The following is a 14,913-nucleotide window of genomic DNA, read 5'->3' as shown; positions in this document are numbered from 1 at the left end:
TCATCTAAATCGCAGCAGATTCTCCACTATCTCCGAAAGACAACTCATGATCTCCTCCCCTCTCGCTGCTTCGCTCGCCCGCCGCAATGTGCATTATGGTTGGGTGGTTATCGCCGTTACGTTCCTTACGATGCTGGTAACGGCCGCGGCGGTCGGTGCGCCTGGCGTACTGATTGTGCCGTTAGAAAAGGAATTTGGCTGGGAAACCGAGCAGATCGCCACTGCCTTTTCCATCCGGTTGTTACTGTTCGGACTCATGGGCCCGTTCGCCGCCGCATTCATGAACTATTTCGGCGTCAGGAAAGTGGTTTGCGTGGCGCTGGTGCTCATCACAGCGGGATTGTTCGCCTCCTTGGCAATGACGGAAATCTGGCAGCTTATCCTCTTGTGGGGCGTAGTCGTCGGCTTCGGCACGGGGCTGACGGCGATGGTTCTCGGCGCCACCGTTGCCGCCCGTTGGTTTACCGAAAGGCGAGGTCTGGCGCTCGGCATGCTGACCGCAAGCTCCGCCACGGGACAGCTCGTATTCATGCCGCTAATGGCCTCGCTCAGCGACAATTACGGCTGGCGCACGGCAATCATGTTGATCTGCGCTCTATTGCTGGTAGCAATGATCGCGGTATTTTTCCTCATGCGTGACCGGCCGTCGGATGTTGGTCTCCCCGCCTACGGTGACAAGGACATCACGACTGCCCTCCCCGTGACTGGTGGTTTGCTTTCACTGATTACGATGCCCCTACTTGTGTTGAAAGAAGCGTCGCGCAGCAGCACCTTCTGGGTCCTTTTCGCTACGTTTTACGTTTGTGGTGCGAGCACCAACGGCCTCATCGGTACACACTTCGTTGCGCTTTGTGGTGATTACGGCCTTGCAGCGGTAGGGGCGGCCAGTGTCCTGGCCATGATGGGATTTTTCGACTTTTTCGGCACCATCGGTTCGGGCTGGCTCTCAGACCGCGTCGATAATCGCTGGCTCCTGTTCTGGTACTATGGCTTGCGCGGGCTTTCCCTGCTCTATCTGCCCTATTCTGATTTTTCCTTCTATGGTTTGTCGCTCTTCGCCATGTTCTACGGTCTCGACTGGATCGCGACTGTCCCTCCAACAGTGAAGTTGGCAACGGATCGCTTCGGCCGGGAAAAAGCCGGGTTGATCTTCGGCTGGATATTTGCTGGACATCAGCTAGGCGCAGCTTCAGCGGCCTATGGCGGCGGCTTTGCTCGTACCGAATATGCCACCTATCTGCCTGCCTTTTTCGTAGCGGGAATTCTCTGCCTTATCGCAGCGCTCCTGGTGCTGACGCTGAGCAAACACAGCAAGGCAAACACGATGCTGGAGCCTGTACCAGCCGAATAAGCGATTAAATCAGTTGTGAGTTTCTCGGAACAGGGCGCATATCCTCCACGCAACACGGCAAAGAATGCTAAAGGTTTTGCGCGCCATACCGCGCGCAGAATCACTTGAACGCCTGGAGAGATGATGAAGGTCGATATCGACATGGGAGCGGCGCCCGCCGGCGCGAAAGCCATGCTCGATCTGGAAGAGCTCCTGGCCACTCGCCTGCTCGTTCAGGGTAATTCGGGTTCCGGCAAATCCCATCTTCTGCGCCGCTTGCTCGAACAGAGCGCGCAGTGGGTGCAGCAATGCGTTGTCGACCCAGAAGGTGATTTCGTCACATTGGCCGATAAATATGGCCATGTGATCGTTGACGGCGCTCGCACGGAGAATGAACTTACCCGCATTGCTGCGCGTATCCGCCAGCACCGCGTTTCCGTAGTGCTGGATCTGGAAGGGCTTGATGTCGAGCAGCAGATGCGCTGCGCCGCAGCCTTTCTCGGTGGTCTGTTTGATGCAGAGCGCGACTACTGGTATCCGATGCTCGTCGTTGTCGATGAAGCACAGCTTTTTGCGCCCGCAGTTGCCGGCGAGGTCTCGGATGAAGCACGCAAATTGTCACTGGGTGCGATGACAAACCTGATGTGCCGTGGCCGCAAACGTGGCCTTGCCGGTGTCATCGCCACCCAGCGCCTCGCCAAGCTCGCCAAGAATGTTGCCGCCGAAGCGTCCAACTTCCTGATGGGACGCACCTTTCTTGATATTGACATGGCACGCGCGGCCGATCTCCTCGGCATGGAGAGGCGGCAGGCCGAACAATTCCGCGATCTCGCTCGTGGCCACTTCGTTGCCCTAGGCCCTGCCCTGTCGCGCAGGCCATTGGCCGTTACCATCGGACCGGTGGAGACGTCAGCCCGCTCGTCGAGCCCAAAGCTGACGCCACTGCCGCAGCCGGACGGAGATGCGCATGACCTGATTTTCACACCGGCGCCGGAAGAGCGCCGTACGATCGTTCGGCGCACGCCTTCTCCGCCAACGTCGACACCCACGGCCGACATTCTGAACCAGCTCAACCAAGCCAAAATGATGGCACAGGTCGAGGTTCATGCGCCAACATTGTTCCCGGAAATAGACGACGCCGAGCGCAACAGCCTGATCGACGCGGTCATGCACGAAATGCTCAATGATCCCGACGCATCCTTCCGCACCGATGCGGTTCTTTACCAAGATTTTCTCGTTCGCTGCCGTATTCGCCGCGTGCCGGGGAACCCATTGTCATTGCCTGAGTTTCGTCGCAGATTGGCCGTCGCCCGCGCTGGGATCGATGGTGAAACGGCGCAAGGCGAGCCGTGGCAGCAGGCGCTCGAACTCTCAAAAAGCCTCCCGGACGATGTTCAAGGTGTGTTCTTCATTGTCGCTCAGGCTGCCGTTACTGCCAGTCCTTGCCCTTCGGACGCAACCTTGGCCCGAGCCTACGGCACTCATTCAACTCGGCGCGCGCGGCGGCTTCTCACCTATTTCGAAGAACAGGGATTGATTGTAGTCCGCACCGATTTTACCGGCAATCGTGTCGTTGCCTTCCCGGATCTCGGCTGCGAAACCGCGGCGGGTGATCCAAATGGCCCTGACGAAGAAATGCAGGAACAACACGCAGCCGAGTAATCAGCTAATCTCCGCCAAAAGCGGCAGCAACTCACCCAGATGTTCGATCTGACGGAAGCGCGGCGCGGCAAGGGGTGCTTCGACATGCTCGAGCGCCCAGGTCAGCTCATGCGGTACGAACACACCCCAGCTACCTGCCTCGATCGCTGGAACCACATCGGATTTCAGTGAATTTCCGATCATCATGCTCCGGGTCGGACCATCTCCGTGGCGCTTGAATATACGCTCGTAAGTTGCATTGTCCTTGTTGCTCACAATCTCGACCGCATGGAAGAAATCACCCAGACCCGATTGCGCCAGCTTGCGCTCCTGATCGAACAGATCTCCCTTGGTTATCAACACGAGCCTGTAGTGCGTGGTCAGTTCCTCGAGCGTTTCCTGCACATGGGGTAAGGTCTCTACCGGATGGCGCAGCATCTCCCGGCCCACAGCCAGAATTTCTGCAATAACCGAAGATGGTACTTGGCCTTCAGTGACTTCAATCGCCGTTTCGACCAAGGAAAGGGTGAAGCCCTTGATGCCAAAACCGTAGAGATCAAGATTTCGCTTCTCCACAGCGAGCAACCGGTTGGAAAGGTCAGTCGTGTCTGCATGGGAAGCCAACAGGTCAGCGAAGTGCTTTTCCGAGATTCGAAAGAATTGCTCGTTTTGCCAGAGTGTATCATCAGCGTCGAAGCCGATTGTGGTGATGGAGGAAGACATGGGCCGTTCACTTCTCAAATTGGTCTGCTCTGGCAGGCCAAACATACAGTACTAAGTTCAGACGTCATGTAATGTTATCGGATTGATGGAATCATTGCGCGGGTATCTTTTATCAGAAATAGGGCTGTGCATTATGCCAACGTGCTGACACATAAAGGGGAACGGCAACAGGGTGTATTGGTTCAGACAACTGGGTATGGTTGCAGCACTCTTGCTACTGACATCGCTAAGGGCATTGTCGGCTGATAATCCGTCCGTTTCGGTACCGGCGAAACCGCCAACACCAACGGTGGGCCAGATCTGCGCGGCCATAGCAACGAATGCTGACGGGCATGGCGTGCCGCGTGACTTCTTCGCCAGGCTTATCTGGAAAGAAAGCCGCTTCGATGTCCAGGCGACAAGCCCGGTTGGCGCACAAGGCATCGCGCAGTTCATGCCAGGAACAGCAAAAGAGCGGAATCTCAATAATCCATTCGACTTCACCGAGGCCCTCCCCGCTTCCGCGGCGCTGTTGAAGGACCTTCGAACAGCATTCGGCAACTGGGGGCTGGCTGCGGCTGCCTACAATGCGGGGCCGACGCGGGTGTCAAAATGGTTGTCGAGCGGTGGCTTCCTGCCTCTCGAAACGGAAGAATATGTATTGGATATAACCGGGAAGTCCGCAGATGATTTTGCGGCAGGCACCGAAATATCGACTCATCCGTTGAGCGTCAAGCTGAGCTTTGATGCAGCCTGCAGAAAGCTGCCAATCGTCCGCTTTGCAACCATTTCCATGGCCCAGATCAAGCCAAAACCTTGGGGCATCCAAATTGCCGGAAACTTCCGCCGCACAGCGGCTGTAGGGCAGTTGCAACGCCTGCGCCAAGCCTTTCCGGCTATCCTCGACAAGCATGAGGCTGTGATCAGCCGCAATCGTACGGCCATGGGGCGGCGCGGAATCTATGCCGTGCGTATAGGTGCCGACGATCGCGGCGAGGCCAATCAAATTTGTTCGCAGCTCCACAGCGCTGGCGGTGCCTGTATCGTGTTGCGTAATCGATAAAGCTGCAAGAAAAGTGCCCGCTTCAACTTGCTTGTCGTGATCACCGAAGGTGCGGTCGCAGGAATGCGAAACGAAATTTCCTACCTCCAAGTATGTAAGTTGCAAAGCCGTTCGATATAGTCGCCTAAATGATAGAAAAACTTTTGCTTGCCAAAAAACACTTATTCTAGCAGTCTCAAAGCGTTCGGGCATTTGCGAACACTGGAAGACTGGAAGAACGGCGCGCCGGAACCGCAAGAATACCGGGCCGGGAGTAATCCCGGCAATGATCGGCTCCTTTCCTGAATTCGAGAACTGCCTGCATGATCTCCGTTGGACGTATCTTACTGAAAACGGCACTACCAATCCCGCAAACCCGGAGGGGAACGCGGTAAGTAAGGAAAAGGAACTGAGCATGGCACAGACCGGTACGGTCAAATTTTTCAACAGTGAAAAAGGCTTTGGCTTTATCAAGCCGGATGATGGGGCAGCGGATATTTTCGTGCATATCTCCGCCGTTCAGGCATCCGGACTCACAGGTCTCGCAGATAATCAGAAGGTCTCCTTCGATACCGAGCCTGATCGTCGTGGCAAGGGGCCGAAGGCCGTTAACATCGCGGTCACTGAATAGTTCTGGCGGCTTCAGCCACCAAAAATCCCCGACAGAAGCCGGGGGTTTTGACTTAAGCCATATGTCGCGGCAGGGTCCACTCTGCCGCCATGGTGGGGTGTATACACGGCCGCGCCGTGCAGTAGTTGCAATCGCGCCGCTTTCCCGCCTCGGATTTGCTGAAATGTTATGTGCTTGCTCCTCGTCAGAATGGCGGTGGAACGATTACCTGTGATTTCCGTTCAGCTTGCATTCATTCTGAAGCGAATAAAACAGACCTACTGCTGGAGCTCCCATGATTCCAGCCAATATTGATGATGCGACGCGGAAGCACGCTTCGCGAAGGATGCTTCAAAGGAGGCACAAATGAACAAGAGTATGAAGATTGCCATTCTTGCAGCCGCCGCTTTTGCGACGGCCATGGTCCCACTCACTTCGGCTTCTGCCGATAGCTGGCGTGGCGATCGTTACTACCGGCACCACCACAACGGGAATGGCGATGCATGGGCAGCTGGTGCAATCGGCCTCGCAGCCGGCGCGCTGCTCGGAGGCGCTCTTGCCCAGCCCCGCGAACCAGACGTGATTTACCGCGATTATGACGATGGCTACGACCAGCGTCCAGTCCGGGTTTATCGTGAGGTGGCGCCTCGTTACTATGGCGCCGCTCAGCCTTGGTCACCCGGTTGGTACCGCTATTGCGCAAATCGCTACCGTTCGTTCGACCCCGAAACCGGTACATTCCGCGGCTATGACGGACGCGAGTATTTTTGCAACGCCAACTAATCTCTGATCCGCTGATTTTGAAGGGCCGCCGGTAATTCCGGCGGCTTTTTCATACTTCCGTCAAGAATGGATTGGTGCGGCGTTCCTCGCCAAAGCGGCCTCCTGGACCATGGCCACAGATAAAACCGATGTCGTCGCCAAGCGGCAAAAGCTTGGTTTTGATGGAATTGATCAGCGCGGCATGATCGCCGCCCTCAAGGTCGGTTCGTCCGATCGAGCCGTTGAAGAGTACATCGCCAACATGTGCGAACTTCGCCGCCCTGTTGAAATAAACAACATGGCCTGGCGCATGACCCGGACAGTGCAATACTTCGAAGATATGAGATCCGAAAGATACGGTATCGCCATCGTTCAGCCAGCGGTCCGGCGTACAATTGCGCACCTTCTCCCTAACGCCATATTTCAAGGCTTTGGATTCGAGACTGTCCAAAAGAAAACGATCGGCTTCATTGGGTCCGACGATATCGACCCCAAGCACGTCCTTCATATCCATAGCACCGGCAGCATGATCGATATGGCCATGCGTAATCCAGATCGCCTCAATCGTGATGCCGTTTGACTTGATGGCACTCAGTACCTGATCGTTGTCGCCACCCGGGTCGACGAGCACGCCATGCTTGTCGTCGCTGTCAAAAAGGATCGTGCAATTTTGCTGAAAGGCCGTGACAGGAATAATACCGGCCTGCAATTGTCCCATGTTACCAAATCCCATACGCTGCATTAGTTGGATCAATTGAATTCAATATGTAGGACAATAAACGCTCAAATGAAAAGGGCGGCCATCGACCGCCCTCGAAAATCGTTTGCGTCCTGGCTGGATCAGGTCTTGGCCATCGAATTCTTGATGAAGCCTACAATCGCCGTCAAGATAAGACCGCCAACACCACCACCGGCGACCTGGCCGATAATGGAGCCTAAATCCAGTCCCGAAGACGTTGCCGCGTTTGCCACCACCTCGGCACCGCCAGCGCCAAGGAATTGCGTTAGGTAACCACCTATAAGTCCGCCCACGCCGCCAGCAACAGTATTGCCGGTTGTGCCGAGACTCAGGTTTTTTAGAAGACCGCCGACAATATTTCCGCCGACACCACCCGAGATAAGCTGGATAATAATAGGAAGAAGCGCTTCCATGATTGAACCCCGTCAACGTTTCGAGCCAGACTCATGCCTGACAAACGTTATGATGACCAAGTTTTAATCAATGTCAAACAACTTGATACCTCACTGCAGAGGTATCAAGCTCACATCTTCGTTCTATCCAAAGGTTACTCGGCTGCGGCTTTCTTTGGCATTACTTCCGCTGCATAATCATTCATCAGATTGGCTGCAATCTCGCCAACGGAGAAATGATAGGGACCAACTTCCGAGACAGGTGTAACTTCTGCGGCCGTACCTGTCAGGAAGCACTGCTCGAAACTCTCCAGTTCTTCGGGCATGATCACTCGTTCTATAACTTCATAACCACGGCGCTTGGCCAAATCGATCACTGTCCGGCGTGTGATGCCGTCGAGGAAGCAATCGGGTTTCGGTGTGTGAAGAACCCCATCCTTCACGAAAAACACGTTCGCGCCAGTCGCTTCGGCAACCTGTCCACGCCAATCGAGCATCAGTGCGTCAGCATATCCCTTTGCTTCCGCCGCATGCTTGGAGATCGTGCATATCATATATAGGCCCGCGGCTTTGGACTTCGATGGCGCGGTTCTTGGATCAGGACGGCGATACTCGGCGAGATCAAGGCGGATGCCCTTGAGCTTCTGGGCTGGATCGAAATAGCTCGGCCACTGCCAGATAGCGATGGCAACATTGATTCTGTTTGCCTGGGCCGAAACACCCATTGACTCGCTGCCTCGCCAGGCAATCGGACGGACATAGGCGTCTTGGAAGCCCTGCTTGGCCAGTAGCTTGCGGCTCGCGTCATTCAACTCTTCAACGGTATAAGGTATTTTGAAGCCAAGAATGTGTGCCGATTCATGCAGACGCTCGGTATGCTCGTTGAGTTTGAATATCTCGCCGCCATAAGCGCGCTCACCCTCGAACACCGAACTGGCGTAATGCAAGCCATGGGTAAGCACATGAATCTTGGCATCCGCCCAGTGAACGAATTCGCCGTTCATCCAGATATAACCTTCAAGCTGATCAAATGGAACGGATGCCATGTTTTCCTCCAGGCGTTTGATTCCTGATAATTTTGCGGGTCTGTATGTCCGCCAACTGGTCCCGATTGCCAATTGGTGTACCATTGCCCACAACACAATAAGCGTTTGAACGAGAAAAATGTCTCAGAAACACCTATTGGCTTTTCGTTTAATTCAAAGTGTGGCCAACAGCTTGCCAAAAATTATCAGCAGTCTAAAATTAAGTCAACAAGACTGACATATTTTCAACAAGAGCGGGAACCCTGTATGAAATCTTATACACCAGAGCGGCATATTGAGACAGCCCTGACCCGAAAAGATGCAAGTCAACTCGATATTATCGAGCTGTTTTTCTTCGCCTATCGCGACTTCACCGCCGATCCGGATATGATACTTGAGAAGCTTGAATTTGGCCGCGCGCACCACCGCGTGCTATATTTCATCAATCGCAAACCAGGAATGACTGTCGCGGAATTGCTGGATGTCCTGCAGATCACCAAGCAAAGTCTTGCCCGCGTGCTAAAGCAACTGATCGATACGGATCACGTTGTTCAGATTCCCGGACCACGCGACAGGCGCCAGCGCGAACTCTACCCAACACCGAAAGGTCGCGAACTGGCGCTGGAACTCGCGGCACCGCAATCACGCCGCATTACCAGTGCATTGGAGCAGATCGGTCTTTCCGACCGGTCGGTGATTGAACATTTCCTTAAGGCGATGGTGAATCCCGCCCAATGGCAACAGATCGACAGCCTGCCGAAGGCAGGATAGAACCAATTGCATAGAGAAGGCGGATCGTAAATGTCCGCGAAAGAGGAGGAACATATTGGTGAGTGACGAACTGCCGCTTTCAGACGATGCACCACACCTGCTCATTGTCGACGATGACACCCGAATTCGAAATCTACTGTCGCAATATCTGACTGGCAGCGGTTTTCGCATTACGGTGGCTGCCAACGCGGATGAGGCTCGGCGCAAGCTGGCCGGGATCGACTATGATCTTCTGATCCTCGACGTGATGATGCCGGGAGAAAGCGGCGTTGCGCTTACAGAGTCACTGCGTCGGGAAAAGAATGTGCCGATCCTCATGCTGACGGCCCTTTCGGAGACTGACAGCCGTATCACAGGTCTGGAAGCAGGTGCAGATGATTACCTGCCCAAGCCCTTTGATCCACGTGAGTTGATCCTGCGTATCAATAACATCCTGCGACGCGGCGCTCCGGCCACACAAGCGAAGATCGAGCAGATCGTCTTTGGTCCCTATACATTTGTCATAGCGAAGCGCGAACTCAAGCGTTCGGGTGAAATGATCCGCCTGACAGACCGTGAGCAGGATATAATGGCAATCTTCGCTGCACGCGCTGGTGAAACCGTGCCACGTCACGAATTGACCGGACAGGAAGGCGATGTTGGCGAGCGGACGATCGACGTCCAGATAAACCGCCTGCGCCGCAAGATTGAAAATGATCCTGCCAATCCGGTTTGGTTGCAGACGGTACGGGGCGTCGGCTATAAACTAAGCGTGGAGTAGCGATCCGCCCATTTCAATGCGCAAGCGGATACTGGATAGATGGCACCGACGGATACCGCGAAACGCGCATTGGCAATCAGGAAGCGCCATTGGCGACGTAGACGAAGCACATTGCTTGGGCCTTGGCGAAAGTTCACGCGCTGGTTGGCGCACTGGATGCCAAAGCGACTATACGCGCGCTCACTGATCATCATCATTGCGCCTATGGTTCTGCTGCAATCGCTCATCGCATTTGTCTTCATGGAGCGGCACTGGCAGACCGTGACGCAGCGTCTGTCGACAGCCGTCGTGCGCGATATTGCCGGCATCATCGATCTCATGGAAACCTACCCTCAGGATCCCGCCTACGAAAACCTGATCCGGATTTCGCGCGAGAGACTATCGCTCAATATTTCAATCCTGCCCGCCGATCCTCTGCCTGCACCTGGACCCAAGCCCTTCTTCTCAATTCTCGATAGTATTCTGAGCGAAGAGATTACCAAGCAGATCAACCGCCCGTTCTGGATCGACACGATCGGCGATTCCGATCTGGTTGAAATCCGCATCCAGCTTGACAACAAGGTCTTGCGGGTTTTTGCACGCCGCAGCCAGGCCTACGCATCCAACACTCTAATATTCCTTGTCTGGATGGCAGGTTCCGCCCTCGTTTTGCTTGCCATCGCTATCCTTTTCCTGCGTAATCAGATTAAGCCAATTCAACAGCTTGCTACCGCCGCCGACAGTTTCGGCAAGGGCCGCGCCGGCCCTCCGGACTTCAAACCACGCGGCGCAGAAGAGGTACGCAGGGCCGGCGCGGCGTTCATCGTGATGCGCGAACGCATCGAGCGGCAAATCGAGCAGCGCACGACCATGCTGAGTGGGGTAAGCCATGACTTGCGCACAATTCTGACCCGCTTCAAGCTCCAGCTCGCTCTCGTCGGCAACAGAGTCGATACGGAAGCGATGGAGCAGGACATCGAAGATATGCAATCGATGCTGGAGGGCTACCTCGCCTTCGCTCGTAGCGAGGCAGAGGAAGAAACAGGCACATTTAATCTGGGGCGCTTGTTTGGCAAGCTGAAGGAAGAAGGCGCTCTGCTCGAACGCGGCTTCACGTCGAAAATCCGCGGCGAACCGGAAATACAGGTTCGCCCGAATGCGTTCTCCCGTCTGATTTCCAATCTGGTGTCGAATTCATTCCGCTACGCGAAAAACGTGTCGGTTGCTGCCGATCACCGCGATGGATGGCTGACCATAACCATTGACGATGATGGACCGGGGATTCGGAAGGAAATGCGTGATGAAGTCTTCAAGCCATTCTTTCGTCTCGATGAGGCACGCAATCAGGATTCAAGCGGGACGGGACTGGGCCTCGCAATAGCACTCGATATCGCCCGCAGTCATGGTGGCGACATTATCCTCGACGACAACCCTGCAGGTGGTTTGAGGGCGGTTGTCAGGATTCCAGCCTAGGCAGCCTGGTCTCCAACAAGTGTACCATTCTTTACGGTCACTGTTTCTGCGCAAGCCTGGACGCCACGCAAGTACAGCGCACAGGTCGTGCGGAGCATCGAGGCAAAATTCGGAATCTCTCCCTGCGCCTGAAGTGCCTCGTCGTAAAGCGTCGAGATGAATCGCGGTGTGGTCATATTCTGGCTATCGGCGATCTCGTCCAGGAGTTTCCAGAACGTTGCCTCGAGTTGAATGCTCGTTGAATGTCCGCCAATGCGTACAGAACGATTGATCTGCCGATAACCCTGCGGATCCTGTTCTGCAAATACTTTACACATTCCAAGAACCTCCCTTCCAGCGTGCCTGACGAGCTCGCTACCCATGTGCAAAGGTGGTATTTTGCGCGCCAGTGCATCATGGGCAAAAATTATTCCGCTCGTATCGCAGTGTGGTAGCCGATTGCCACCACTTTTCTTCTCCCAGGCTCATAATCACCGACAAGCCCTGACACTGCAACCATAGTTTTTGGGCAATGTATCAATAGTTGAGGAGGAGCTTTTGGCAAAAGCCATTCATTCCATGATCCGCGTTCTCGACGAGGAGAAATCGAGAGCATTTTATAAGTCGGCATTCGGTCTGGAAGCAGCTGACAGGCTCGATTTCGATACCTTTACGCTGGTCTATTTGCGCAACAGCGAAACGGATTTCGAACTCGAACTGACAATCAACAAGGGACGCACAGAGCCCTATAATCTGGGCGATGGCTACGGCCATCTCGCGGTCAGCGTCGATGATCTCGATGCCGAGCACGCGCGCCTCAAGGAACAGCAACTCAAAATCCGCGACATCGTTGAATTCAAGCGCGAAGGCACAATGCTGGCGCGTTTCTTTTTCGTCGAAGATTCGGATGGCTACAAGATCGAGGTTTTGGAACGACAAGGCCGGTACATATGAGACCGGTTGAACGGCGTTGGAGGAACGCCATCAGCCAGCAAGGGCATTCTGCGGATTTCCCGCCGAAATGCCGAGTAGCAAGCAAGGGAGGAATTCTATGGTTACCATCTTCAACCGCAAGGCGGCGGCACCGGACACGCCGGAACCAATAGAAAAACACGGATTATCGCGACGCGATCTGTTGAAAGGCGGCACGGTCAGCCTTGGCGCCATTCTCGTTATCAGCGGCAGTTCCATCATCCATCCGCAATTTGCCTGGGGTCTCGAGACATCCAATCTCAAGCCAGAAACAATGGCGACGCTGATCCAACTGGCACGGGATATCTATCCTCATGATCACGTTCCGGACCGCTTCTATGCCATTGCAGTCAAACCCTACGACGCCAAGGCGGGAGCGGATCCGAAGAGCAAGAAGATGATTGAGGATGGTATTGCCGATCTCGACAAGCGCGCAGGCAAGGGTGGCTATATCGATCTCGGATGGGAAGATGGCCGGCTTGCCATCCTTCGAAAAGTCGAAGACACGCCGTTTTTTCAAACAATTCGCGGTGGGCTCGTCACCGGCCTCTACAATCAGGAAGAGATCTGGCCGCTATTTGGTTACGAAGGCGAGTCCTACTCGAAGGGAGGCTACATCGCGCGCGGCTTCAGCGACATCGAATGGCTGTGAACGGCTTAGGCACTAGAAGAATTTTCGGGCTATTGGGAGGAAACCATGGCTGCACCTTATGATCTTAAGGACGACAGTGTTGTCGTCATCATTGGCTCCGGCGCGGGCGGCGGAACGCTCGGCAATGAACTCGCACAAAAAGGCATCGACGTCGTTATTCTCGAAGCCGGTGCCCGTCACGAATACGAAGATTTCGTCAATAATGAATGGGACAGTTTCGGCCAGCTTGCCTGGGTGGACAAACGCACCACTTCCGGCGATTGGCGCGTTGCCAAGGATTTCCCCAACCTTCCAGCGTGGATCGTCAAATCCGTCGGCGGATCGACAACCCACTGGGCCGGCGCATCCCTGCGCTTTCAGGAACACGAATTCCAGGATCTGACCCACTACGGCAAGGTCAAGGGCGCTAACCTGCTCGACTGGCCCATTACCCTGGCGGAACTCGAGCCCTACTACGCCAAGGCTGAAGACAAGATGGGTGTCACCCGCACCAACGGCATAGCAGGTCTGCCGGGCAACAATAATTTCAAGGTGCTGAAGGCAGGTGCTGACAAGCTCGGCTACACGGAATGCCACACTGGTAACATGGCGATCAATTCCGCGGAGCGCGATGGCCGCATGTCGTGCCAGCAAACCGGTTTCTGCTTCCAGGGCTGCAAATGGGGCGCAAAGTGGTCGACGCTCTATGCGGAAATTCCAAAGGGCGAAAAGACCGGCAAGCTAGAAGTGCGTCCGAACTCCATGGCCCAGAAGATCGAGCACGACAAGAGCGGCAAAGTTACAGGCGTTCTCTATGTGGATAAAGATGGCAAGCAGCAGTTGCAGAAAGCCCGTATCGTCGCCGTTGCCGGCAATTCAATCGAAAGCCCGCGCCTGCTGCTCAATTCCAAATCGAGTATGTTCCCCGATGGACTGACGAATTCATCCGGGCAGGTCGGACGCAACTACATGCGTCATACAACGGGTTCCGTCTACGCTACTTTCGAAAAGCCGGTGCACATGTATCGCGGCACCACCATGGCTGGCATCATCCGTGACGAAGCACGTCATGATCCAACCAGGGGTTTCGTCGGCGGCTATGAGATGGAAACGCTTTCGCTCGGTCTGCCCTTCATGGCGGCGTTCCTCGATCCCGGTGGCTGGGGGCGTTCCTTCACATCGGCGCTCGACCAATACGTCAATATGGCAGGCTTGTGGATCGTGGGTGAAGACATGCCGCAGGAAGACAACCGGATCACGCTCCACAAGGATGAAAAGGACAAATATGGCCTGCCCATCGCCAATGTGAACTTCAGCGATCATCCGAATGACATCGCCATGCGCGATCACGCTTATCAGCAGGGTCAGGCACTCTACCACGCTGTTGGTGCAACCCGCACCTTCCCGACACCGCCTTATCCTTCAACACATAATCTTGGCACCAACCGAATGAGCGAGAAGGCGAAGGATGGCGTGGTCAACAAACATGGCCAGAGCCACGACATCAAGAACCTGTTCGTGTCCGACGGTAGCCAGTTCACAACCGGCGGTGCGGAAAATCCGACTCTTACGATCGTCAGCCTCGCAATTCGGCAAGCAGACTACATTGCCAAGGAGATGGCAGCGAAAACGATCTGACGCTTGATCAGCGCCTGCCCAAACGCTGACAACCAAACTACGCCATTGACGCAATTCCTCTCGCGAGGGTTGGGCCAACGGCATCTTTTTTGTTTGCGAAGGGAATTTTCTAGAACAGCTTGCCGCCGTTCGGCACAGGTTTACTGACGGCAGCAAGGACGACTGCGCCTTCTTCATCCGGAAAACCCAGTGTCAGCACTTCCGACATGAACGGGCCGATCTGGCGTGGCGGAAAATTGACCACCGCCATGACCTGCCGTCCCCTTAGCTCTTCCAATGTGTAGTGCTTGGTGATCTGTGCCGATGATTTCTTGATGCCAATTTCTTGGCCGAAATCGATCTTCAACTTGAAAGCAGGCTTGCGCGCTTCCGGGAAAGTTTCGACCTCGACGATTGTGCCAACGCGGATATCCACTTTCTCGAAATCATCGAAGGTGATTGTCGTCACTCTAATGATCCTGAATTAT

At 54.9% G+C, this 14,913-nt stretch carries 17 protein-coding genes; 11 read left to right on the top strand and 6 right to left on the bottom strand.

Features of this window, described 5'->3' with window-relative positions:
* The first annotated feature begins 46 nt into the window (after positions 1-46).
* Both ACSQ3H_RS09590 and ACSQ3H_RS09585 read left to right on the top strand, forming a co-directional pair.
* On the top strand, positions 47-1,351 hold the full coding sequence (locus ACSQ3H_RS09590; protein ID WP_436116842.1) for an MFS transporter: 1,305 nt from the start codon (positions 47-49) through the stop codon (positions 1,349-1,351).
* A gap of 123 nt (positions 1,352-1,474) precedes the next feature.
* Positions 1,475-2,992, top strand: coding sequence for a helicase HerA domain-containing protein (locus ACSQ3H_RS09585; protein ID WP_436119399.1), 1,518 nt, complete (start codon positions 1,475-1,477; stop codon positions 2,990-2,992).
* Here the strand turns inward: ACSQ3H_RS09585 and ACSQ3H_RS09580 are convergent, their stop codons facing one another.
* Positions 2,993-3,694 carry an HAD family hydrolase gene (locus ACSQ3H_RS09580; protein ID WP_436116841.1) on the bottom strand — a complete coding sequence of 234 codons (702 nt, stop codon included), beginning with the start codon at positions 3,692-3,694 and terminating at the stop codon, positions 2,993-2,995.
* A gap of 196 nt (positions 3,695-3,890) precedes the next feature.
* Here ACSQ3H_RS09580 and ACSQ3H_RS09575 point away from each other — a divergent pair, with 196 nt between their 5' ends.
* The 3 genes from ACSQ3H_RS09575 (at position 3,891) to ACSQ3H_RS09565 (ending at position 6,108) form a co-directional block, all read left to right on the top strand.
* On the top strand, positions 3,891-4,736 hold the full coding sequence (locus ACSQ3H_RS09575) for a transglycosylase SLT domain-containing protein (RefSeq protein ID WP_436116840.1): 846 nt from the start codon (positions 3,891-3,893) through the stop codon (positions 4,734-4,736).
* 394 nt (positions 4,737-5,130) lie between these two features.
* Complete coding sequence (locus ACSQ3H_RS09570; protein WP_106718536.1) at positions 5,131-5,346, top strand: cold-shock protein; 216 nt, start codon at positions 5,131-5,133, stop codon at positions 5,344-5,346.
* Positions 5,347-5,691: 345 nt separating this feature from the next.
* Positions 5,692-6,108 (top strand): BA14K family protein, encoded by a 417-nt coding sequence (locus ACSQ3H_RS09565; RefSeq protein ID WP_436116839.1) that lies wholly within the window; start codon positions 5,692-5,694, stop codon positions 6,106-6,108.
* Positions 6,109-6,157: 49 nt separating this feature from the next.
* Here ACSQ3H_RS09565 and ACSQ3H_RS09560 read toward each other — a convergent pair whose 3' ends face one another.
* The 3 genes from ACSQ3H_RS09560 to ACSQ3H_RS09550 all read right to left on the bottom strand — a co-directional run bounded on the left by ACSQ3H_RS09560 (position 6,158) and on the right by ACSQ3H_RS09550 (position 8,264).
* A complete protein-coding gene (locus ACSQ3H_RS09560) occupies positions 6,158-6,805 on the bottom strand; it encodes an MBL fold metallo-hydrolase (protein ID WP_436116838.1) in 648 nt (215 codons plus the stop codon).
* A gap of 122 nt (positions 6,806-6,927) precedes the next feature.
* Positions 6,928-7,239, bottom strand: coding sequence for a hypothetical protein (locus ACSQ3H_RS09555; protein ID WP_436116837.1), 312 nt, complete (start codon positions 7,237-7,239; stop codon positions 6,928-6,930).
* Between the two features lie 134 nt (positions 7,240-7,373).
* Positions 7,374-8,264, bottom strand: a complete 891-nt coding sequence (locus ACSQ3H_RS09550; protein ID WP_436116836.1) for a branched-chain amino acid aminotransferase — start codon at positions 8,262-8,264, stop codon at positions 7,374-7,376.
* Between the two features lie 246 nt (positions 8,265-8,510).
* Between ACSQ3H_RS09550 and ACSQ3H_RS09545 the strand changes: the two genes are divergently transcribed.
* From ACSQ3H_RS09545 to ACSQ3H_RS09535, 3 genes are all read left to right on the top strand, one after another.
* Positions 8,511-9,014, top strand: coding sequence for a MarR family winged helix-turn-helix transcriptional regulator (locus ACSQ3H_RS09545; RefSeq protein ID WP_436119398.1), 504 nt, complete (start codon positions 8,511-8,513; stop codon positions 9,012-9,014).
* 58 nt (positions 9,015-9,072) lie between these two features.
* Positions 9,073-9,774, top strand: coding sequence for a response regulator (locus ACSQ3H_RS09540; protein WP_436116835.1), 702 nt, complete (start codon positions 9,073-9,075; stop codon positions 9,772-9,774).
* A 156-nt stretch (positions 9,775-9,930) separates the two neighbouring features.
* Positions 9,931-11,226, top strand: a complete 1,296-nt coding sequence (locus tag ACSQ3H_RS09535; protein ID WP_436116834.1) for an ATP-binding protein — start codon at positions 9,931-9,933, stop codon at positions 11,224-11,226.
* Here ACSQ3H_RS09535 and ACSQ3H_RS09530 read toward each other — a convergent pair.
* On the bottom strand, positions 11,223-11,543 hold the full coding sequence (locus ACSQ3H_RS09530) for a ribbon-helix-helix domain-containing protein (protein WP_436116833.1): 321 nt from the start codon (positions 11,541-11,543) through the stop codon (positions 11,223-11,225). The genes ACSQ3H_RS09535 and ACSQ3H_RS09530 overlap by 4 nt on opposite strands.
* Positions 11,544-11,763: 220 nt before the next feature.
* Here ACSQ3H_RS09530 and ACSQ3H_RS09525 point away from each other — a divergent pair, with 220 nt between their 5' ends.
* From ACSQ3H_RS09525 to ACSQ3H_RS09515, 3 genes are all read left to right on the top strand, one after another.
* Complete coding sequence (locus ACSQ3H_RS09525; RefSeq protein WP_436116832.1) at positions 11,764-12,159, top strand: VOC family protein; 396 nt, start codon at positions 11,764-11,766, stop codon at positions 12,157-12,159.
* Positions 12,160-12,256: 97 nt separating this feature from the next.
* On the top strand, positions 12,257-12,829 hold the full coding sequence (locus ACSQ3H_RS09520) for a gluconate 2-dehydrogenase subunit 3 family protein (protein WP_436116831.1): 573 nt from the start codon (positions 12,257-12,259) through the stop codon (positions 12,827-12,829).
* Positions 12,830-12,874: 45 nt separating this feature from the next.
* The gene (locus ACSQ3H_RS09515; RefSeq protein ID WP_436116830.1) at positions 12,875-14,446 is read left to right on the top strand and encodes a GMC family oxidoreductase; all 1,572 of its coding nucleotides are present in this window, start codon (positions 12,875-12,877) and stop codon (positions 14,444-14,446) included.
* Between the two features lie 109 nt (positions 14,447-14,555).
* Here the strand turns inward: ACSQ3H_RS09515 and ACSQ3H_RS09510 are convergent, their stop codons facing one another.
* Complete coding sequence (locus ACSQ3H_RS09510; RefSeq protein ID WP_436119397.1) at positions 14,556-14,903, bottom strand: tRNA-binding protein; 348 nt, start codon at positions 14,901-14,903, stop codon at positions 14,556-14,558.
* Positions 14,904-14,913 lie beyond the last annotated feature (10 nt).

The organism is Phyllobacterium sp. LjRoot231 (assembly GCF_964253365.1).
In the GTDB taxonomy this organism is placed as follows: domain Bacteria; phylum Pseudomonadota; class Alphaproteobacteria; order Rhizobiales; family Rhizobiaceae; genus Phyllobacterium.
The sequence above is the reverse complement of the archived record's forward strand: the minus strand, read 5'-3'. Positions and strand labels throughout refer to the sequence as shown.